The organism is Roseateles sp. GW821-FHT09G09 (genome assembly GCF_059415965.1).
The window spans coordinates 463,398-484,002 of sequence record NZ_JBWKOG010000004.1; the positions used below are offsets into that span (position 1 = coordinate 463,398).

A 20,605-nucleotide genomic window follows, 5' to 3' on the forward strand; every position below is an offset into this window, starting at 1 on the left:
CCGCGCCGGCTCCCGAATTGTTTTCCTCCTTGAGTGTCATCTTGGGCAACACCACCCCTCTCAACCACACCCTCAGCCTGCGTGAGCTGGAGTCGCTGCTCACGATGCTGGCGCGGCCTCAGGCGCTGATCGAGGTCGGCCTGGTGCTGGCCTGCCTGGCGCTGTCCTGGCTGATCGTCTACCGCGTCAGCAAGCACGTGACGGTGGCGCCGGGGCATCACTCGGTGCTGCTGGGTCATCGCGTGTTCGACGGCGTCCTGTTCCCGGTCGTCGCGCTGCTGCTGGCGCTCGGCGCGCGGCGGGTCATGCCGCTGCTGGGCGAGCCGGTCGCGCTGTTCCGCGTCGTCATCCCGGTGCTGCTGTCGCTGGTGGTGATCCGGCTGGTGGCGCGCGTGATGCGGGCGACGATGCCCGACTCCGTCTGGATCAAGCTGCTGGAGCGCAGCGTGTCCTGGATCGCCTGGCTGGGATCCATCCTGTGGATCGTCGGCGTGCTGCCCATCCTGATCGACGAGCTCGACGACTACAAGCCGTCGTATCTGCCGAAGGGCCCGAACGGCCACGCGACGAGCGTCTATGACCTGTTGATCGTCGTGCTGCAGGTCGGCGCGGTGATGCTGGTCGTGCTGTGGCTCTCCTCCGCCGTCGAGGCTCGCCTGCTGCGCGGCAAGTCGGTGCTGGACTTGTCGATGCGCAAGATCGCCGTCAACCTCACGCGCACGGCGCTGCTGGTGATCGGCGCGATGGTGGCATTGAACACGGTGGGCCTGAACCTGAGCGCGCTGTCCTGGCTGGGCGGCGCGGTCGGCGTGGGCCTGGGCTTCGGCCTGCAGAAGATCGCGGCGAACTACGTCTCCGGTTTCATGATCCTGGCCGAGCGCTCGCTGCGGATCGGCGACATGGTGAAGGTCGACAACTTCGAGGGCCGCATCAGCGACATCAAGACGCGCTACACGGTGATCCGCGCGCTCAACGGCCGCGAGGCCATCGTGCCCAACGAGTCGCTGATCACCACGCGGGTCGAGAACCTCTCGCTCGCCGACCCGCAGGTGAACGTGTCGACGGTGGTGCAGGTGGCCTACGGCACCGACGTGGATGCGCTGTTCCCGCAGCTGATCGAGGAAGTGAAGCGCGTCCCGCGCGTGCTGTCCGAGCCGTCGCCGTCGGTGTCGTTGAGCAACTTCGCCGCCGACGGGCTGGAGCTGACGATCGGCTTCTGGATCTCCGATCCGCACAACGGGCAGGGCGGGGTGAGGTCGGAGGTGAATCTCGCGATCCTGCGGCTGCTGAATCGCTTGAACATCGACATTCCGTTCCCGCAGCGCGTCGTGCGCACGATCGCCGAAGCACCGCAGGCGTCGACGGTGCCCGCGATGCCCGCGGTGTCAGCGATGCCAGCGGTGCCCGCAGTGCCCGTCTCGCCCGCGCCGGGCTCAGCGCCCGCCGCTTGAAGCCACCTGCGTCTTGCGCTGCGTCAGGTAACTGTGCAGCGCGGCGAGGTCGTCATCGGTGAGCTCGCGCAGCGATTCGAAGGGCATCACCGCGATCGTCGATCCATCCGGTCGCTGGCCGCTGCGCATCATCCGCGCGAAGGCCGCCGGGTCCCCGTAACGTGAGGCCATCGGCCCGGACGTGTCGGCCAGGTTCGCCGCCTCCGGCCACGACGGCGGCGCGCCGGGGATCCGGCCGCCTTGCAGTTGCTCCCCATGGCAGCCGATGCACATCGCCGCGAGATAGCGCCCGTGCGAGACCGTGCGACCCGCGGGGACCGGCGCCGGCGGCGCCAGCGTGTGGTCGATGCGCGAGGCCGCATCCGGAATCTGTCCGAGGCCGTAGAGCACCCGCACCGGCAGCGGCAGTTGCATCTCCGCCGGACCGCCGCGCGCCTGCGGCATCGAGCGGATGTAAGCCACCAGCGCGCCGACGTCCTCATCGGTGAGGCGGTTGTAGTCCTGGCTGGGCATGATCAGCAGCGGCGTGCCGTCGGGCTTCACGCCATGGCGCAGCGTGCGTTCCCAGTCGGCGGGCGAGTAGGCCATCGTGACGCTGCCGGGGCCGGTCGTCAGGTTGGGACCGGCGACGCGCATGCCGTCCGCGTCGATGAAGCGGCGTCCGGCGCCGCTGGCGCCGTGGCAATCGACGCAGCCGCGCGTCGCGTACAGGTAGCGGCCGCGCTCGAGGCTGGCCGCGTCCAGCGGAATGGGCACGTCCCGCGCCGCCACCTCGATGCGGCGGTTCATCTTCGTATCGGCCATGTGCACGGCGCCCAGCGCGCCCGCGCCCGCCAGGAAGGCCAAGGTGGCGAGACCGGTCAGGCCTCGCAGGATCCATCGATTCATCACTCTCACTCCAGAAACTCTCATCCGATGCGCGTGGGGTCGCGCGCCGGCGGGCCGCCATCGGTCGGCGCGCAGACGCGATGCCTACGGCGTTCCGCGGCATTGGCGGCGCGCTCGAAGGCACGGCGGCGGATTCTGGGTGGGGCGCCCCGCCGCGCTGCCGCGGCTGCGATGAACTGCGCGTGAAGCGCGATCAAACGCGGTCGGTGACGATGAGCGGCGAGGTCAGTGGGGGTTAACCCTAGAACTAGGGGGAGGCGGATATCGAGGGGCGGCGCGCCTTCCCGCGTTCGTCACGGCCTCGTCGCCGAGCTGCGGTTGCAGGGCGTGAGAGCAAGTTCGGTCAGGACGCGACCCCCCGCCTTTGCGAAGATGACCGCATGGACAGCACGACGACGCCCCTCTCCACCGACAGCTTCTCCGGCGTGGTGGCCTGGATCGAGCAGCAGCTCGACCAGCCGCTGACGCTGGAGCAGGTGGCCACGCAGGCCGGTCTCTCGCCGTATCACTTCTCGCGGCTGTTCACCGCGCGCATGGGCCGCAGCGTCATGGCGCATGTGCGCGGCCGCCGGCTCGTGCGCGGTGCGCGACGGCTTTGTCGCGAGCCCGATCTCCCCCTCGTCGACCTCGCGTTCGACTGCGGCTTCGAATCCCAGGAGGCCTTCACGCGTGCGTTCAAGCGCGTGTTCGGCGTCTCACCGGGGCGCTTCCGCAGCGGATTCGCCGTCGACCCCATTGAAGGCCAATTTCCCATGACTCTCCCGATCGCTCAGGACACCGCCGTCATCCGATTGCCGGATTTCGTGAAGCTCCCTGCCTTCCGCGTCGCCGGCCCCATGCGCCGCTTCGACCCGGACACCAAGGCCGAGATCCCTCAACTCTGGTCCGCGCTGATCGGCCGGTTGCCGTTCGAGGGTCAGGTCGAGAGCTGGGCGACCTACGGGGTCGTCTTCGATGTCGACCGCGAGGAGGGCGCCTTCCAGTACATGGCAGGTGTCGGCGTCGAGCCGGGCTGCCTGCCGCCGCCGGGCTTTTCGGCCTTGGAGATACCGGCCGCGACCTACGCGGTGTTCCGCATCACCTTGAACGGCACGGCGCTGCACCCGCAGGTCAAACAGGCCATGGCGATGATCTGGGGCGAGCTGCTTCCAGCCTCCGGCCTGAAGGTGGTCGACGGGCCCGAATTCGAACTCTATGACGGCCGCTTCGATCCGCAGACGCCGGGTTCGATCATCGACTTCCACGTTCCCGTGGAGGCCTGACCGGCCGGACTGACCTGATCGGCCGGATCGGCCGGATCGCCTGAAGCGCCCGATGGGCGCAGCCGCGGCGGCTCAATGAAAAAGACCACCCGAGGGTGGTCTTGTCCGTGATGATCGCGAGGGGGAAGGGCGATCAGCCCGCCGCCACCGGGATCTTGATCGGCTTGCCCGCGGCGATGCGCTGCTGCCACTCGGCCGGGCCGGTGATGTGGGCGCTGGTGCCGCCGGCGTCGACCGCCACCGTCACCGGCATGTCGACGACGTCGAACTCGTAGATCGCTTCCATGCCCAGGTCCTCGAAGCCGACGACCGTCGCGTGCTTGATCGCCTTGGACACCAGGTAGGCCGAGCCGCCCACCGCCATCAGGTAGGCCGACTTGTGGTTCTTGATCGACTCGATCGCGACCGGGCCGCGTTCGGCCTTGCCGATCATCGCGATCAGGCCGGTCTTCTCCAGCATCATGTCGGTGAACTTGTCCATCCGCGTCGCGGTCGTCGGGCCCGCCGGTCCCACGACTTCATCGCGCACCGGATCGACCGGGCCGACGTAGTAGATGACGCGGTTGGTGAAGTCCACCGGCAGCGGCTCGCCCTTGGCCAGCATGTCCTGGATGCGCTTGTGCGCGGCGTCGCGGCCGGTGAGCATCTTGCCGTTGAGCAGCAGCGTGTCGCCCGGCTTCCAGCTGGCGACTTCGTCCTTGGTCAGCGTGTTCAGGTCGACGCGCTTGCTCTTGTTGTAGTCCGGCGCCCACTTCACGTCGGGCCACAGGTCCAGGCTGGGCGGCGTCAGGTAGCTTGGGCCGGAGCCGTCCAGCACGAAGTGCGCGTGACGCGTGGCGGCGCAGTTCGGGATCATCGCGATCGGCTTGGAGGCCGCGTGCGTCGGGTAGGTCTTGATCTTGACGTCCAGCACGGTGGTCAGGCCGCCCAGGCCCTGCGCGCCGATGCCCAGCGCATTGACCTTCTCGTACAGCTCGATGCGCAGCTCCTCGAGCTTGTCCTTCGGACCGCGCTCGAGCAGCTCGTACATGTCGATGTCGTCCATCAGCGCTTCCTTGGCCAGCAGCGCGGCCTTCTCGGCCGTGCCGCCGACGCCGATGCCCAGCATGCCCGGCGGGCACCAGCCCGCGCCCATCGTCGGGACGGTCTTCAGCACCCAGTCGACGATGTTCTCGCTCGGGTTGAGCATGTAGACCTTGCTCTTGTTCTCCGAGCCGCCGCCCTTGGCCGCGACGATCACGTCGACGGTGTTGCCGGGCACGACGTCCATGAAGATCACCGCGGGCGTGTTGTCCTTGGTGTTCTTGCGCTCGAAGATCGGATCGCTGAGCACCGAGGCGCGCAGCTTGTTGTCCGGGTGGTTGTAGGCGCGGCGAACGCCTTCGTTCACGGCGTCCTGGATGGAGCCGGGGAAGTCGCCCCAGCGCACGTCCATGCCGATCTTCAGGAACACGTTGACGATGCCGGTGTCCTGGCAGATCGGACGGCGGCCTTCGGCGCACATCTTCGAGTTGGTCAGGATCTGCGCGATCGCGTCCTTCGCGGCCACGCTCTGCTCGCGCTCGTAGGCGCGCGCCAGATGCTGGATGTAGTCGGCCGGGTGGTAGTAGCTGATGTACTGCAGCGCGGCGGCGACGCTTTCGACGAGGTCGGCGTAGCGGATGGTGGTCATGGTCGTGGACAGGCTGGTCACGGGAGACCGTGATTATCGCCAGCTGGCGCACTTGCTGCTGACGCGGGCGAGGGCCGCTGGTTGGGCACTCGCACGGTCGTGGAGCTTTCCTAGACCCTCACACGTTGCCAGCTAAGGCCGCTCGGGCTGGCTTTGACAGGGCCTTTCGTCAAGGTCCCTTGCAGCTGCACGTTGTGAAGGCGCGGCGGAATGAATAGTTTGCCCTGGGACATGCTCGTCAGTTTTGTGTGCTTTCATACTTTGAATCATTGACAAATCGCACTCTCATGGACGCCGGCAGCGAAGTCAGCAATGAGTTGATAGCGCGCAAAACGCATTCTATGGAATTCATGGGATCGATTCCGACGACGCGCCTGGGGGCAGGCATTATGCGTTCCACGATAAAATCGCAGTAGGCTCCCTCCGGCCCTTGACTCGCAGCCCCAATGAAAATGCTAACCGGTACTGATTGCTCAGAATCAGAAAAATCCATGAGCACCGTTCGTATGACGCTCATTCCGGAAGGAATCAATTGATTTCGTAGCACCGTGCCAACCTCCATCCGTAGTCATCGCTCGCGTTGCTATAGCACCTGGCCCGTTCCACAGTACCTTCCAGATGCTTTTCCTGACAACGCTCAACATCATTCTGATAAAGCTTGTCTGCGCCGTCCACGCACTTTCGATAGGCTTCAGTTGCCGGGGGGCAGCCTGGGCCACTTCCTCCGCCTGTGCAACTGACCTCATTCCCGTCACTCCCCACATCACCGCCATTCCCATCATCGCCGGGATCATTTCCGTCACCGGAGCCATCATCACCGTCAGGGCCACCAGGATCACCACCGGGTTCGTCCTCGCACTCGCCTTCATCTTCTTGAAATGAACCGTCGCAGGAGGATAGTGCCACCATCGCAGAGTTACGAGCAACTGGTGAGCTCCTGGGTTTCGAAAGGGACACACGGATGATCCTGATGTCCAGTCCTTTCAAACCTGCCTTCCTTGGTTCATTGGACGTCTCACCGAGACCGGCGATGCGTGCATTCAAAGCCTTCCGTGCCGCAGTGAGTTTGCTCGCAAAATTTTTGGCCAATTCTCTGCGCACGGCCTTCGGGATGGGTTGATTGGCGACGACCGGAACAAGAAGAACTGAACGTTCATTTGTAATTTTCGCTAGGCGTATCTTCTCTGGAGCCGTGATCGATGTTTCCAGGCTCTGGCAGTGGACATTCTTATATTTGGTGAGAATACAAAGTTCTGTTCTGTTGTCAGAGGCTTGTAGCCACCCGAAGCCGCTGCTGTACACCTGAGGCATGGCAACAGCTTGTTTGTACCCAAACATTTGATGGCTTGGTCGCGCCGTTTCACAAGTCGAGGTTCCCGTTGGACCGTCTGACTTGCATACGAGCAGCGGTTGTCCCGGCCTGAATTCCAATGCAGACACTGCGGTTGAAGCCCAAGCTTGTGCAGTGGCAATTGTTGCCATGACGAAAAATAAGAAAGACCGCAGCCATGAGGCTGCTGATAGGCGCAATGACATCAATCCTCCGTTGATTCTCGGATCCAGGCAGTCGAAAATTCGAATGCGCCACGATCCTATTTCAACTCTGATTCTGGTGTCATTAACTTGGAAGCACTAGCTGAAACGAGCCAGTTGAGATTTTCGGACCAACCGCGTTGAACTACCACGCACATATTGGTCAAGCCCTTAGCGCTTGGTACTCCGGTATGCGCTTCAGCTATTGATCCCCTGGCGTTCGGCCCACTCGGCCTCACTCGGTCTGCGCTTCGCCCTCGCACACCTCGGCCTTGGCGGTCGTGGCCTTGTCCGCCTCGGGCGCGGCGCACGCGGCCAGCGCCGCCACCAGCGGCAGCGCGGCACAGGTCCAGAAGCTCATCGCGTCCTTCTCCCTGATCACCAGGGCTGTTGAGGCGATCCGCCTCGGCCGAAGATCCTATCGGCGCCCGCGCGCGGACGGCCTCGGGGGAACGCGCAAGCCGCCGCTCGCGGGGCGGCGCGCGCACCGGCGATGATCGGGGCTTCACGGCGTGTCCTGCCCTGATGAGCCATGGACGGGACACGCCCGCTCTGCTGTACTGCCGGGCCGCCGATCAGGCGGTTCCGCCCTTTCGGAGGACGCCTTCTTGACCCCAGGACTCAAACGCTTCTTCGCCAGCGAATCGGCCGGCGGCATCGTGCTCGCCATCGCCGCGGTCGCCGCGCTGATCCTGTCCAACTCCCCCTGGCGGGAGCTCTACGCCGCCTTCACCCGCATCGAGGGCGAGGTCCGCATCGGCGGCGACTGGCTGGTGCTCGCCAAGCCGCTGCTCGTCTGGGTCAACGACCTGTGGATGGCCGTCTTCTTCTTCCTCGTCGGCCTGGAGATCAAACGCGAATTCGTCGGCGGCGAGTTGTCGGACCGGTCGCAGGCCGTGCTGCCCATCGTCGCCGCGTTCGGCGGCATGGCCGCGCCGGCGCTGATCTACGCGGGTCTCAACCTCGGCGACCCCGTCGCGCTGCACGGCTGGGCCATCCCCGCGGCGACCGACATCGCCTTCGCCATCGGCATCGTGATGCTGCTGGGCAGCCGCGTGCCGGCCTCGCTGAAGGTCTTCCTGACCGCCGTCGCGATCATCGACGACCTCGGCGCCATCGTCGTCATCGCGCTCTTCTACACGAGCCAGCTCTCGCTGACGATGCTCGCCGCCGCCGCGGCCTGCCTCGCCGTCCTCTTTGCGCTGAACCGCGCGAAGGTCCGGCGCGTCGACGTCTACATCGTGGTGGGCCTGGTGCTGTGGACCTGCGTGCTGAAGTCGGGCGTGCACGCGACGCTCGCGGGCGTGGCCACCGCGCTCTTCATCCCGTCCGACGACGACGGCCACGGCCACTCGCCGGCCGAGGACCTCGAGCACGCGCTGCATCCGTGGGTCGCCTTCCTGATCCTGCCGATGTTCGCCTTCGCCAACGCGGGGGTGTCGCTGCTCGGGCTGCACGCCGGCGATCTGCTCCATCCCGTGTCGCTGGGCATCGCGCTGGGCCTGCTGCTGGGCAAGGCGATCGGCGTGTTCGGCAGCTCGTGGCTGATGATCCGGCTGGGCCTGGCGCAGAAGCCGGGCGGCGCGGACTGGGTCCAGTTCCTCGGCGTCTGCGTGCTGTGCGGCATCGGCTTCACGATGAGCCTGTTCATCGGCGGCCTCGCGTTCGAAGGCCACGGCCCCGACTGGGAGACGCGCGTGAAACTCGGCGTGCTCGGCGGGTCCATCCTCTCCGGCATCGCGGGCACGCTGATCCTGCTGCGCAAGCGCGGCTGAGCACGCGATCCGCCAACGACAAAGCGGCCCGCGGGTCGCTTTGTCGTTCGTGCACTGGCCCGTTCACTGGCCCGTTCGCTGGCCCGGTCGCCGTGCCGCGCCGAGGTTCAGTGCTTCTCGCCCGGACCGTGCGAGAGCAGCTTGTCGGTCATCGCGATGGCCAGTGCCGACAGCAGGAAGGCCAGATGGATGGCGGTCTGCCAGATCAGCGTCTTCTCCTGGAGGTTCTCGACGTTGATGAAGGTCTTGAGCAGATGGATCGACGAGATGCCGATGATGGCCGTCGCCAGCTTGACCTTCAGCACCGAGGCGTTGACGTGGTCCAGCCACTCGGGCTGGTCGGGGTGGCCTTCGAGGTGCAGCCGCGACACGAAGGTCTCGTAGCCGCCGATGATCACCATGATCAGCAGGTTGGAGATCATGACCACGTCGATCAGCGCCAGCACGGCCAGCATGATGATGGTCTCGTTGAGCTTCGTCACCTGGACATCGGGCTGGTAGCCGACGCTGCTGACCAGCAGTTTCAACGCCTCCTGGTTGCCGAAAGCGGCCTCGACGAGGTGCACGAGCTCGGTCCAGAACTGGAAGACGTAGACCGCCTGCGCCAGGATCAGGCCGATGTACAGCGGCAACTGCAGCCAGCGGCTCCCGAACATCAGATGCGAGAGCGGGTGCATGCGCTTGCGTGCGGTCTCGGCCGGAGGCGTCGGGCGGTCGGTCATCGGGGTAAGTCCTTCAAGTCGTAACTGGCGGGAACCGCCAAACCACGCGATTTTAGTGAGAGCATCGCGACGGCTCTTCTACAAGAGTAAGCACATCGTCAGTGTGAAAGCGGAGAGTTCGGCCGAGTCTGAACCCGAGTTCGAAGATCCCTGCCTGTACGGAGACAAAGGCCCATGACCCATACGATCAGCGACAAGGTCGTCTACAACCCCCCCGCATCCGCCGTCCAGGGCGCCCACGTGTCCGGGATGGCCGCCTATGAGGCGCTGTGCAAGGAAGCGGAGACCGACTACGAAGGCTACTGGGCGCGCCTGGCGCGCGAGCTGCTGAGCTGGAAGCAGCCCTTCACGAAGGTGCTGGACGAGTCCGACGCGCCGTTCTTCAAATGGTTCGAGGACGGCAGGCTCAACGTCTCCTACAACTGCCTGGACCGCCATGTCGAGGCCGGCCGCGGCGACCGCGTCGCGATCATCTTCGAGGCCGACGACGGCACCACGACCCGCGTCACCTACGCCGAGCTGCTGAGCCGGACGGCGCAACTGGCCAACGCGCTGAAGGCGCGCGGCGTGAAGAAGGGCGACCGCGTCGTCATCTACATGCCGATGTCGGTCGAGGGCGTGGTCGCGATGCAGGCCTGCGCGCGCATCGGCGCGACGCACTCGGTGGTGTTCGGCGGCTTTTCGGCGCAATCGCTGCGCGACCGCGTCCAGGACGCCGGCGCCGTGCTGGTGCTGACCGCGGACGAACAGGCGCGCGGCGGCAAGTCGCTGCCGCTGAAGGCCATCGTGGACGAGGCGCTCGCCGACAACAGCTGCCCGACCATCCAGCACGTCATCGTCTACAAGCGCACCGGCGGCAACATCGCCTGGGTCGACGGCCGCGACGAATGGCTGCACGACGCGGTCGCAGGCCAGTCCTCGAGCTGCGAGCCGGAATGGGTCGAGGCCGAGCACCCGCTGTTCCTGCTCTACACCTCGGGCTCGACCGGCAAGCCCAAGGGCGTGCAGCACAGCACCGGCGGCTACCTGCTGCATGCCGCGCTGACCACGAAGTGGACCTTCGACCTGAAGGACTCGGACGTCTTCTGGTGCACCGCTGACATCGGCTGGGTGACCGGCCACACCTACATCGCCTACGGCCCGCTGGCGCTGGGCGGCACCGAGGTCGTCTTCGAAGGCATCCCGACCTTCCCGGACGCCGGCCGCTTCTGGCAGATGATCGAGAAGCACAAGGTCACCATCTTCTACACGGCGCCGACGGCGATCCGCTCGCTGATCAAGGCGGCCGAGGCGAACGAGGCCGTGCATCCCAAGCGCTACGACCTGGGCTCGTTGCGCATCCTGGGCTCGGTCGGCGAGCCGATCAACCCGGCCGCGTGGGAGTGGTACCACCTGCACGTCGGCGGCGGCCGTTGCCCCATCGTCGACACCTTCTGGCAGACGGAGACCGGCGGTCACATGATCACGCCGCTGCCGGGCGCCACGCCGCTGGTGCCGGGCTCCTGCACGCTGCCGTTCCCCGGCATCACCGCGGCCATCGTCGACGAGACCGGCAACGACGTGCCCAACGGGCAGGGCGGCATCCTCGTCGTCAAGAAGCCGTGGCCGTCGATGATCCGCACGATCTACGGCGATCCGGAACGCTTCAAGAAGAGCTACTACCCGCCGGAGCTCAAGGGCTACTACCTGGCCGGCGACGGCGCCATCCGCGACGCCGACAACGGTTACTTCACCATCACCGGCCGCATCGACGACGTGCTGAACGTGTCGGGCCACCGCATGGGCACGATGGAGATCGAGTCCGCGCTGGTCAGCTGCACCGAGCTGGTCGCGGAGGCCGCGGTCGTGGGCCGTCCGGACGACACGACCGGCGAGGCGATCTGCGCCTTCGTCGTGCTCAAGCGTGCGCGGCCCAGCGGCGATGAGGCCAAGGCCATCGCCAAGCAGCTGCGGGACTGGGTGGCCAAGGAGATCGGTCCGATCGCCAAGCCCAAGGACATCCGCTTCGGCGACAACCTGCCCAAGACGCGCAGCGGCAAGATCATGCGGCGGCTGCTGCGTTCGGTCGCGAAGGGAGAGACGGTCACGCAGGACACGTCCACCCTGGAGAATCCCGCGATCCTGGAGCAGCTGGGACAGGCCTACTGAAGACGCCGGCGGGGCCCTGCGCGGGATGCGCGTGTCACCCGCGTTGTCATCGGTTCCTTGAGCGTTTCTCCTCTGACGACGCCCCCGAGCCCCGCTTTCGCGGGGCTTTTTCTTGCGCCGGCGCAATCCGACAACCGCCTGGACGGCAGGAAGTGCGGGACCGGCTGACCTTCTCGTGGCAGAGGAGGCGGCATCCACACTCCCACGGGTTGTGGAACCCCGGCGGCCCCGGACCAAGAATCCCGGCTCCGTTCCGCCAGGAGCGGTCCCCGCGATCTTGGCGGCGCTCGGGCGACACGGCGCGCCAGACGCCCCCCTCACAGAAGGAGTCGTTTGTGGAATATTCGTTCATGCTCAAGTACCAGATGCCGCCGCAGGACTGCGAGGAAGAGCCCTTGAAGCAACGGCTGGCGTCCGTCGGCTGCAAGGACGCGCGGGTCGCCGTGGGGCTGCGCGGCAGGTTGATGCTGAGCTTCGCCCGGGCCGCCGAGCGGGCCGATCAGGCCCTGCTGGGCGCCCTGCGCGAGGTCCGCAAGGCGATCCCCGGTGCGCGCCTGATCGAGGCGGGGCCGGACATGGTCGGCCTGACCGATGTGGCGACGCTGGTGGGCGTGTCCCGCCAGAACATGCGCAAGCTGATGCTGACGCACCCGATGAGCTTTCCGTCCCCGATCCACGAGGGCAACTCGTCCTCGGTCTGGCACCTGTGGGACGTGCTGCGCTGGATGCAAGGGCGCGGCGGCTACAGGATCGACGAGTCGGTGCTCGAGCTCGCGACGGTGGCCAAGGCCGTCAACCTCGCCCGCGAGAGCCGTCACCTGGACGACCGGCGGCGCGACGAGCTGTTCAAGCTCGTGGCCTGAAAAGGGAAAGGTCCCGAAGGGCCTTGAACGCGGGAGAAGCGGGAGAAGCGTGAGAAGCGGGCGAGGTGCGGACCTTGCCGCCCGCCCCGCCCCGGGTCACTTCGTCGTCAGGATCCACTTGGCGAGTTGCTCGGCTTCCGCCGGGTTGACCTGCGTGTTGGCCGGCATCGGCACCGGCCCCCAGACGCCGGAGCCGCCCTTGATGATCTTCTCGGACAGCTTCTTCACCGCGTCCTTGTCGCCGGCGTACTTGGCCGCGACGTCCTTGTAGGCAGGACCGACCAGCTTCTTGTCGACGGCATGGCAGGCCATGCAGTTCTTCTTCTGCGCCAGCTCGGGGCTGGCGAAGGCGCTGGGCGCGCTCAAGGTGGCGGCGAGGGCCGCGGAGATGAACAAGGCGTTTCTCATGGCATCCTTTCAGGTGTCGCCCGATCTCCGAATGGCGCCACAATCGCCGCCGTGACAATCGCGCCGCGACATGACGAGTCGCGACGCAAGTCGACGGGTGGCTGGGAGCGTCGGGGCTCGCGCGATTGTAGTGTTGGGGGATGCGCCGACCGGGTGCGCACGAGGAGAACGACGATGTGGTTGATGGTGATCGGTGTCTTGTTGATTCTGCTCAAGCTGGCCAGTGTCGGCCCGTTTGAAACGCTGAGCTGGTGGTGGGTGCTGTCGCCCTTCCCGGTGGCCATCGTGTGGTGGGAATTCGCCGACAAGACGGGTTACACCAAGAAGCGGGAAATGGACAAGATGGACGAGAAGAAGGAAGCGCGCCGACAGCGTCAACTCGACGCCATCGGGCAGGGCGACAAGACGCGCAAGAAGCGTTGATCGTCGGCGCTGATCTTCGGCGCTGATCGTCGGCGCCGACCCCTCACTCGAACTTGTCGAGCACCGCGCCCGAGCTGGCGCTCGAGGCGTTCTTGGCGAACTTCGCCAGCACGCCGCGCGTGTAGCGTGGCGCGGGTTTCGTCCAGGCCGCCTTGCGGCGCGCCAGTTCCGCATCGTCGACGTTGAGCTGCAGCAGCAGCTGCAGCGCGTCGATGGTGATGGCATCGCCTTCGTGCACCAGCGCGATCGTGCCGCCCTCGTAGGCTTCCGGCGCGACGTGCCCGACGACCATGCCCCAGGTGCCGCCCGAGAAGCGGCCGTCGGTGATCAGTCCGACGCTTTCGCCCAGGCCCTGGCCGATCAGCGCGCCGGTGGGCGCCAGCATTTCCGGCATGCCCGGACCGCCCTTGGGACCCAGGTAGCGCAGCACCATCACGTCGCCGGCCTTGATCTGGTTGGCCATGATGGCCGCGAGCGCGGACTGCTCGTCGTCGAAGACGCGCGCCGGGCCGGTGATGACCGGGTTCTTGAGGCCGGTGATCTTGGCCACGCAGCCCTCGGGCGACAGGTTGCCCTTCAGGATGGCCAGGTGGCCCTGCGCGTAGATGGGGTCGGCCACGGCGCGGATGACCTGCTGGTCGGGCGACAGGTCCGGCACGTCGGCGAGGTTCTCGGCGACGGTCTTGCCGGTGATCGTGATGCAGTCGCCGTGCAGCAGGCCCGCCTTCAGCAGCTGCTTCATCACGGCGGGGATGCCGCCGGCCTTGTGCAGGTCCACGGCCAGGAACCGGCCGCTGGGCTTGAGGTCGCACAGCACCGGGATCTTCGTGCGCATGCGCTCGAAATCGTCGATGGTCCAGTCCACCTCGGCCGCGTGCGCGATCGCCAGGAAGTGCAGCACCGCGTTGGTCGAGCCGCCGGTGGCCATGATCACCGCGACGGCGTTCTCGATCGCCTGCTTCGTCACGATGTCGCGCGGCTTCAGGTCGGCCTTGACGGCGGCGACCAGGTAGTCCGCGGCGCGCCGGGTGTTCTCGACCACCTCGTCCTCCACGTTGGACATGCTCGACGAGTAGGGCAGCGACATGCCCAGCGCCTCGAAGGCCGAGCTCATCGTGTTGGCCGTGTACATGCCGCCGCAGGAGCCGCTGCCGGGGATCGCGCGCTTCTCGATCTGGCAGAAGTCCTCTTCGCTCATCTTGCCGGCGCTGAACTGGCCGACCGCCTCGAAGACGCTGACGATGTTGAGGTCCTGGCCCTTGTAGTGGCCCGGCTTGATGGTGCCGCCGTAGATGTAGATCGCCGGCACGTTGGCGCGCAGCATGCCCATCATGCCGCCGGGCATGTTCTTGTCGCAACCGCCGATCACCATCACGCCGTCCAGCCACTGGCCGCCGACGCAGGTCTCGACGCAGTCGGCGATGACCTCGCGCGAGACCAGCGAGTACTTCATGCCCTCGGTGCCCATGGCCATGCCGTCGGAGATCGTCGGCGTGCCGAAGAGCTGCGCGTTCGCGCCGGCCGCCTTCAGGCCGACGACCGCGGCGTCCGCCAGCTTCTGCAGGCCGGAGTTGCACGGCGTGATCGTCGAGTGGCCGTTGGCCACGCCGATCATCGGCTTGCCGAAGTCGCCTTCCTCGTAGCCCATGCCGTAGTACATCGAGCGGTTCGGCGCGCGCGCGACGCCCTCGGTGATGTGCTTCGAACGGCGGTTGGGCGCGTCGTCGTGGGGGGCGGCTGCCGTGCCCTTGGCGGCGTTGTTCTTCGGATCGGTCATGGTGTCGTCCTGGCGAGCGAGGCTTGGAGCGGCTGAGTATGCGTCTGGCCTTCTTGCGGGTCCAATATATAGTTGACGTCGTTTTGATTCATGCGATGTATCGATGATCGAGCTCCGTCCCTTGCGGCAGTTCCTGGTGCTGGCCGAGGAACTTCACTTCGGCCGTGCCGCCGAACGGCTGCACATGACGCAGCCGCCGCTCAGCCTGGCCGTGCAGAAGCTGGAGGCGCAACTCGGTGTCCAGTTGCTGGAGCGCGGCCGGCGGACCGTCGCGCTGACGGCGGCGGGGCTGGCGCTCGTCGAGGCCGCCCTGCGTCTGGTCGAGCAGGCGGACCAGGTCCCCGCCCGCGTGCGCGCGGCGGCCAGCGGCGAGGCCGGGCGCCTGAGCCTGGGCTTCGTGTCGACCGTCGGCTACGGCGACATGCCGCGCTGGCTGCGGCTGTTCCGCGAGGCGCTGCCGGATGTGCAACTGGCCTTGCGCGAGGCGACGCTCGATGTCCAGCTGCGCGGCTTCGAGACGGGCGAGCTCGACGCCGGTTTCGCGATCCACGCGCCCGGCGCGGAGCCGGCCGGCTTCGAATGCCTGACCGTGTCGACCGAGCCGCTGGTGCTGGCGCACGCGGAGGACTGGGCGCTGGCGCGGCGCCGCAGCCCGTCGCTGGAGGACGTGCTGCGCGAGCCGCTGGTCGTGTTCCCGAGGGAGATCGCGCCGTCGCTCTTCGATGCCTTGCTGGGCTTCTACCGCGCGCACGGCGCCACGCCGCACATCGCGCAGGAGGCCATCCAGATGCAGACCATCGTCAACCTCGTGTCGGCGGGGATGGGCGTGGCCTGGGTGCCGCAGTCGGTCTGCGCGCTGCAGCGGCCCGGCGTGCGCTACCGGCCGTGGCCGTCGGCGCGCGTGCCGGCCTGCGATACCAGCCTGATCTGGCGCCACGACGCGTCGCCGGTGGTTCACCGGTTCGTCGACCATGTCCGCGGGCAGGTGGAAGTCAAGGCGTGACCCGCCGTCCGGACGGTTCGCGGAGGCCGGTCCGGCCTGCTTGTTGCCGATCATGAAGGCGCATGAAGTTCCGTGACGGGCCTGCAGGCCCGGCGGAGTTCTGCGACCATCTGTCCATGAAAGGATCTTCCCCCGTGAAAGCTCCCCGCAAGAACGACGCCGCCGGCCGCCGCGGCCCCTGGCGACGCCTGATCGGTGCCATCTGCGTCGTGACCGGTTTTTCGATGCTCATGAGCGTGGCCTTCGCGACCCCGGCCGACGCCGCGGTGCTGAAGGACGCCGAGCTGCAGGCCTTGCTGGACGCCGGCCGCGCCGACGATCTCGAGAAGCTGGCCGCGCAGCGCGTGAAGGCCGATCCGGACGACCCGCAGGCGGTGGCCGCGCTGGCGCTGGCGCAACTGGACCTGGTCGACGGCGCGGTCCTGAAGCAGAACATCCAGCGCCTGGAGCAATGCGTGCAGCGCGCGCCCAATGAAGGCGCCTGCCATTACGCGCTGGCGCTGGCGCTGGTCATGCAGGCGCGGGGCGGCAGCAAGTTCAAGGCGCTGGGCTCGCTGGGCCGGGTGAGCGAACTGGCGCAGCGCGCGATGACGCTGCTGCCCGACGCGCCCGAGCCGCGCAGCGCGCTGCAGCAGTACTACCTGGCCCTGCCGAGCTTCGTCGGCGGCGGGGAATCCAAGGCGCGCGCGCTCGAGCAGGAGGTGAAGGACCCGGCGCAGCTGGGTCTCATGCGCGCGCGGGTGGCGGCGTCCAGGAAGGATTGGCCGGCGATGGAGAAGGCGCTGCGCGCGGTGCGCACGCAGCGGCCCGAGCTGCTGCTGGAGCAGCGCGTGCTGTGGAGCGACTACGGCCGCAACCTGTTCTTCGGCGACCAGAAGGAGCGGGCGGTGCCCTGGTTCGAGGAGCTGCTCAAGAGCCAGCCCCACCAGGCGATGGGCGCCTATGGCCTGGGTCGTGCGTACGACGCGCTGGGCCAGTACGACAAGGCCGTGGCCGCCTTCGAGCGCGCCCGGGGCCTGCAGGGCGCCGAGCAGCTGGGCCTGGACCGGCGGCTGGGCAGCGCGCTGGCGGGCAAGGGCGACAAGGCCGGCGCGCGCGCCGCGCTGCAGCGTTGCATCGACAACCGCCGCGGCAGCAACGGCGACATCGAGGACTGCCGCAAGCAGCTCGCCGCACTGGGGAGCTGACGCCCAGCTTTATGATTCGCGCCTTCTCGACGCGGTAAAGCTTTCTCCATGTTGGTCCATCCCCAGTTCGACCCTGTCGCCGTCAACCTCTTCGGATGGCCGATCCATTGGTACGGGCTGATGTACCTGACGGCCTTCGGGCTGTTCCTGTGGCTGGGCAACCGCATGGTGCGCAAGCCCTGGAACGCGGCGCGCGGCTGGACCCGCCGCGACATCGACGACCTGCTGTTCTACGGCGTGCTCGGCGTGGTGCTGGGCGGTCGGCTGGGCTATGTGTTCTTCTACAAGCCGGGCTACTACCTGAGTCATCCAGGCGAGATCCTGGCGGTGTGGCAGGGCGGCATGTCCTTCCACGGCGGGCTGCTGGGCGTGCTGGTCGCGCTGGCCTTCTTCGCGTGGCGGCGGGGTTTCAACTTCCTCGAGGTCGGCGACATCGTCGCGCCGTGCGTGCCGACCGGGCTGGCCGCGGGCCGTCTGGGCAACTTCATCAACGGCGAGCTGTGGGGCCGTGCCGCCGATCCCGGCCTGCCGTGGGCGATGGTCTTCCCGCAGGCGCATGACGCCGTGCTGACGCCACGCCACCCGTCGCAGCTGTACCAGTTCCTGGGCGAGGGCGTGCTGCTGTTCATCGTGCTGTGGCTGTTCGCGCGCAAGCCGCGGCCGATGGCGGCGGTGTCGGGGCTGTTCCTGGTCGGCTACGGCGTGGCCCGTTTCGTCGCCGAGTACTTCCGCGAGCCCGACAGCTTCCTCACGCTCGACAAGCAGCCGCTGCACCTGAGCCAGGGCCAATGGCTGAGCGCGCCGATGATCGTCGTCGGCATCCTCATGATGCTGTGGGCCTACCGGCGCGCGGCGCGCCTCAGGACGGCAAGCGCGACCCGCTGAACCGCTGCCCCGCTGAACCGCTGAACCGCTGACCCTTTGAACGGGGCGATTCCCCTTCGAGACCCGACATGCGCCAGATCTTCTTCGACACCGAAACCACCGGCCTGAATCCTGAATCGGGCGACCGCGTCGTCGACATCGGCTGCGTGGAGATGGTCAACCGTCAATTGACGGGCCGCCATCTGCACTTCTACCTGAACCCTGAACGCGACATGCCCGAGGAGGCCTTCCGCGTCCACGGGCTCAGCGCCGAGTTCCTGTCCGACAAGCCCAAGTTCGCGCAGATCGTCGACGAGTTCCTCGAGTTCATCCGCGACGCCGAGCTGATCGCGCACAACGCGGCCTTCGACGTCGGCTTCATCAACGCCGAACTCAAGCGCTGCGGGAAGGCGCCGCTGCACGAATGCGTGGAGAGCGTGCGCGACACGCTGCTGATGGCGCGGGACATGTTCCCGGGCAAGGCGAACTCGCTGGACGCGCTGTGCCGCCGGCTGGAGGTCGACAACAGCAACCGCGGCCTGCACGGCGCGGTGAAGGACGCGGAGCTGCTGGCGGAGGTCTTCATCCGGCTGACGCGGGGTCAGGACTCGCTCGTCATCGACGACAACGCGTCGTCGTCGGGCGAGGGCGGTCAGTTGGAGGTCGTGGCCATCGACTTCAGCGCCTTCGACCTGCCGGTGATCGCGGCGACGGCCGAGGAACTGGCCTTGCACGAGAAGGCGCTGGTGGATCTCGACAAGGCCAGCGGCGGCAAGCGCATCTGGCAGGTGCCGGTGGCCGCTTGAAGGGCCGCGTGCCAAACAGCGCTTGAATCGCGTCAAATTCTCATGGCATAATCTTCGACTTTCCCGGACATCCAAAACGGCAGCGAAGCAACAAGCTTGGCAGCGGTGGCGGACGACAAGACCGGGCGGTTAGCTCAGCGGTAGAGCACTGCCTTCACACGGCAGGGGTCGCAGGTTCGAACCCTGCACCGCCCACCAAAGTCTCTTCATCGAAGTTTTTCGTCGGAGTCACTTTGGATTCTTGTTGGAAGTTCAGAGAAAACCCGGTCCAGATACCGGGCGGTTAGCTCAGCGGTAGAGCACTGCCTTCACACGGCAGGGGTCGCAGGTTCGAACCCTGCACCGCCCACCAGATCAACCCCGTCAACGCAAGTTGACGGGGTTTTTTCTTTGGCGGCGTGACGGCTCACGGATGAGCGAATTTCATCAGGCCGAACATGATCGGGATCATGGCGAGGTGCCCACCGACGATCCATCGAACCAGTTCGCTTCGCATGAGCGCCATCTCGCCTCGCACGTTGGCGATGTCGCCGCGCACGCTGGCGATGTCCTGCTTCAACTCCGCCCGGACGGTGACAATCTCACCACGCACGAGGGCAATTTCCTGCCGCAGTTCAGCGCGCACCATGCCGACCTCGCTGCGGACGCCGGCGATCTGTGACTTCATCTCAGCCATTTCCGTCCGGACCGTATACATGTCGGAGTTCTTGGCGAGGTGGGACTGCTTGTCGTTCATGCGTTTCTCCATGGCGCTGTCGATCGATTCGGCGGCGTCGTCGGCATCCTGCTGCGAGGCGCCGACCTGACGGAATGCCTTGTGCAATGCGAGCTTCATTGAGCGGCTCCTTCGCGTTGTGTACTGCGTGTTCGTGGGTGGGGTGGGCGACGATCATCCTGCGTTCACGACGTCTCGTCTCTCGCACATTTCAGTCATTTCTGGGGGAGGCGCGGAGAGAATCAGCGCATGCCTTCGCTGCTGCCGCCATCGCTCGTCGCCGTCATTCCGCGCTGTCTGCAACTCGCGAGTCAGCCGGTGCCGGACGGACTCATTCCGCTGCGATTGGGCGACGTCACGATCGGTCGGGTGCATCCGATGCGCCAGGTCTTGCTCGGCGAGGTCTGGCCCGAACTGGAGCGCCGTGATGGCGCGCTCTGCTGGGACGCCGAGGCGCTCGATGTCGAGTCCCGTTCCCGGCGCATCGGCGAGGTCGCGCTCGCGCTGAAGGAGCGCGGCGCGATCACCGGCTGGCGTGGCGAGCGCTACGCCTGCGAGCGGCCCGTCGACGATCCCTGCATCGAACGCGGCGAGGTGCTGTTCCGCCTGGAGCGCGCCGCCTTCCGCTTCTTCGGCCTGACGAGCCGCGCCGTGCACATCAACGGCTTCCTGCCGGGCGCACGGCTCGTGTGCGGGCGGCGCTCGCTGTCGAAGGCGACCGATCCGGGCAGGCTGGACAACCTCGCGGCCGGCGGTCTGACCGCCGATGAAGACCTGGTCGACTGCGCGCGCCGCGAGCTGCTTGAAGAGGCGGGTGTGCCGATGGCGATCAGCGCCGCGGTACAGGCGCGCGGTGCGCTCCGAAGCACACGCATGGAAGTGGAGGGCCTTCACGATGAGGTGCTGCACGTCTTCAGCCTTCAGCTTCCCGCAGGCTTCTCGGCGCGAAACAACGACGGCGAGGTCAGCGAGTTCCTGACGCTGGATCTCGAGACCCTCGCGCTGCGGCTCGCAGCCGGCGAGTTCAGCCATGACGCCGCCGCAGTGAGTGCCTTCGGGCTCCGGCATTCGCACGCGCTCGCGGACCTGCGCGCCTGATCGGACGAGG

General features: G+C 66.9%; 19 protein-coding genes and 2 tRNA genes. 13 read left to right on the plus strand and 8 right to left on the minus strand.

Annotated features, from left to right (window positions below; translation table 11 throughout):
- The first annotated feature begins 29 nt into the window (after positions 1-29).
- Positions 30-1,451: a mechanosensitive ion channel family protein gene (locus AC07O8_RS13415; RefSeq protein WP_495048494.1), complete on the plus strand. Its 1,422-nt coding sequence runs from the start codon at positions 30-32 to the stop codon at positions 1,449-1,451.
- Here the strand turns inward: AC07O8_RS13415 and AC07O8_RS13420 are convergent.
- Complete coding sequence (locus tag AC07O8_RS13420) at positions 1,434-2,339, minus strand: c-type cytochrome (protein WP_495048495.1); 906 nt, start codon at positions 2,337-2,339, stop codon at positions 1,434-1,436. The genes AC07O8_RS13415 and AC07O8_RS13420 overlap by 18 nt on opposite strands.
- A gap of 380 nt (positions 2,340-2,719) precedes the next feature.
- Between AC07O8_RS13420 and AC07O8_RS13425 the strand changes: the two genes are divergently transcribed.
- Positions 2,720-3,601, plus strand: coding sequence for an AraC family transcriptional regulator (locus tag AC07O8_RS13425; protein ID WP_495048496.1), 882 nt, complete (start codon positions 2,720-2,722; stop codon positions 3,599-3,601).
- 133 nt (positions 3,602-3,734) lie between these two features.
- Here the strand turns inward: AC07O8_RS13425 and AC07O8_RS13430 are convergent, their stop codons facing one another.
- The 3 genes from AC07O8_RS13430 to AC07O8_RS13440 form a co-directional block, all read right to left on the minus strand.
- Entirely contained in the window at positions 3,735-5,273 is a 1,539-nt protein-coding gene (locus AC07O8_RS13430; RefSeq protein WP_495048497.1) for a fumarate hydratase, read from the minus strand.
- 528 nt (positions 5,274-5,801) lie between these two features.
- Positions 5,802-6,584 carry a hypothetical protein gene (locus AC07O8_RS13435; protein WP_495048498.1) on the minus strand — a complete coding sequence of 261 codons (783 nt, stop codon included), beginning with the start codon at positions 6,582-6,584 and terminating at the stop codon, positions 5,802-5,804.
- A gap of 457 nt (positions 6,585-7,041) precedes the next feature.
- On the minus strand, positions 7,042-7,167 hold the full coding sequence (locus AC07O8_RS13440; protein WP_495048499.1) for a hypothetical protein: 126 nt from the start codon (positions 7,165-7,167) through the stop codon (positions 7,042-7,044).
- Between the two features lie 247 nt (positions 7,168-7,414).
- Here AC07O8_RS13440 and nhaA point away from each other — a divergent pair, with 247 nt between their 5' ends.
- Entirely contained in the window at positions 7,415-8,581 is a 1,167-nt protein-coding gene (gene nhaA / locus AC07O8_RS13445) for a Na+/H+ antiporter NhaA (protein WP_495048500.1), read from the plus strand.
- Positions 8,582-8,688: 107 nt separating this feature from the next.
- Here the strand turns inward: nhaA and AC07O8_RS13450 are convergent, their stop codons facing one another.
- The gene (locus AC07O8_RS13450; RefSeq protein ID WP_495048646.1) at positions 8,689-9,258 is read right to left on the minus strand and encodes a TIGR00645 family protein; all 570 of its coding nucleotides are present in this window, start codon (positions 9,256-9,258) and stop codon (positions 8,689-8,691) included.
- Between the two features lie 219 nt (positions 9,259-9,477).
- Here AC07O8_RS13450 and acs point away from each other — a divergent pair, with 219 nt between their 5' ends.
- On the plus strand, positions 9,478-11,451 hold the full coding sequence (gene acs, locus AC07O8_RS13455; protein WP_495048501.1) for an acetate--CoA ligase: 1,974 nt from the start codon (positions 9,478-9,480) through the stop codon (positions 11,449-11,451).
- A gap of 335 nt (positions 11,452-11,786) precedes the next feature.
- A complete protein-coding gene (locus tag AC07O8_RS13460; RefSeq protein ID WP_495048502.1) occupies positions 11,787-12,314 on the plus strand; it encodes a helix-turn-helix transcriptional regulator in 528 nt (175 codons plus the stop codon).
- 96 nt (positions 12,315-12,410) lie between these two features.
- Here the strand turns inward: AC07O8_RS13460 and AC07O8_RS13465 are convergent, their stop codons facing one another.
- The gene (locus AC07O8_RS13465) at positions 12,411-12,722 is read right to left on the minus strand and encodes a c-type cytochrome (RefSeq protein WP_297524016.1); all 312 of its coding nucleotides are present in this window, start codon (positions 12,720-12,722) and stop codon (positions 12,411-12,413) included.
- A gap of 174 nt (positions 12,723-12,896) precedes the next feature.
- Between AC07O8_RS13465 and AC07O8_RS13470 the strand changes: the two genes are divergently transcribed.
- Positions 12,897-13,145 (plus strand): TIGR04438 family Trp-rich protein, encoded by a 249-nt coding sequence (locus AC07O8_RS13470; protein WP_297524015.1) that lies wholly within the window; start codon positions 12,897-12,899, stop codon positions 13,143-13,145.
- Between the two features lie 43 nt (positions 13,146-13,188).
- Here AC07O8_RS13470 and ilvD read toward each other — a convergent pair whose 3' ends face one another.
- On the minus strand, positions 13,189-14,922 hold the full coding sequence (gene ilvD / locus AC07O8_RS13475) for a dihydroxy-acid dehydratase (RefSeq protein WP_495048503.1): 1,734 nt from the start codon (positions 14,920-14,922) through the stop codon (positions 13,189-13,191).
- Positions 14,923-15,025: 103 nt separating this feature from the next.
- Between ilvD and AC07O8_RS13480 the strand changes: the two genes are divergently transcribed.
- From AC07O8_RS13480 to AC07O8_RS13505, 6 genes are all read left to right on the plus strand, one after another.
- Entirely contained in the window at positions 15,026-15,925 is a 900-nt protein-coding gene (locus tag AC07O8_RS13480) for a LysR family transcriptional regulator (RefSeq protein ID WP_495048504.1), read from the plus strand.
- A 134-nt stretch (positions 15,926-16,059) separates the two neighbouring features.
- Positions 16,060-17,112 (plus strand): tetratricopeptide repeat protein, encoded by a 1,053-nt coding sequence (locus AC07O8_RS13485; protein ID WP_495048505.1) that lies wholly within the window; start codon positions 16,060-16,062, stop codon positions 17,110-17,112.
- Positions 17,113-17,160: 48 nt separating this feature from the next.
- On the plus strand, positions 17,161-17,997 hold the full coding sequence (lgt, locus tag AC07O8_RS13490; RefSeq protein WP_495048506.1) for a prolipoprotein diacylglyceryl transferase: 837 nt from the start codon (positions 17,161-17,163) through the stop codon (positions 17,995-17,997).
- Positions 17,998-18,065: 68 nt separating this feature from the next.
- Entirely contained in the window at positions 18,066-18,782 is a 717-nt protein-coding gene (gene dnaQ, locus AC07O8_RS13495) for a DNA polymerase III subunit epsilon (protein WP_495048507.1), read from the plus strand.
- A gap of 123 nt (positions 18,783-18,905) precedes the next feature.
- Positions 18,906-18,980 (plus strand) — tRNA-Val (locus AC07O8_RS13500).
- Positions 18,981-19,059: 79 nt separating this feature from the next.
- Positions 19,060-19,134: transfer RNA gene (locus AC07O8_RS13505), tRNA-Val, on the plus strand.
- Between the two features lie 54 nt (positions 19,135-19,188).
- On the opposite strand, the gene AC07O8_RS13510 is transcribed toward AC07O8_RS13505, so the two are convergent.
- Positions 19,189-19,617, minus strand: a complete 429-nt coding sequence (locus AC07O8_RS13510; RefSeq protein ID WP_495048508.1) for a hypothetical protein — start codon at positions 19,615-19,617, stop codon at positions 19,189-19,191.
- A 129-nt stretch (positions 19,618-19,746) separates the two neighbouring features.
- Between AC07O8_RS13510 and AC07O8_RS13515 the strand changes: the two genes are divergently transcribed.
- Positions 19,747-20,595 (plus strand): NUDIX hydrolase, encoded by an 849-nt coding sequence (locus tag AC07O8_RS13515; protein WP_495048509.1) that lies wholly within the window; start codon positions 19,747-19,749, stop codon positions 20,593-20,595.
- Positions 20,596-20,605 lie beyond the last annotated feature (10 nt).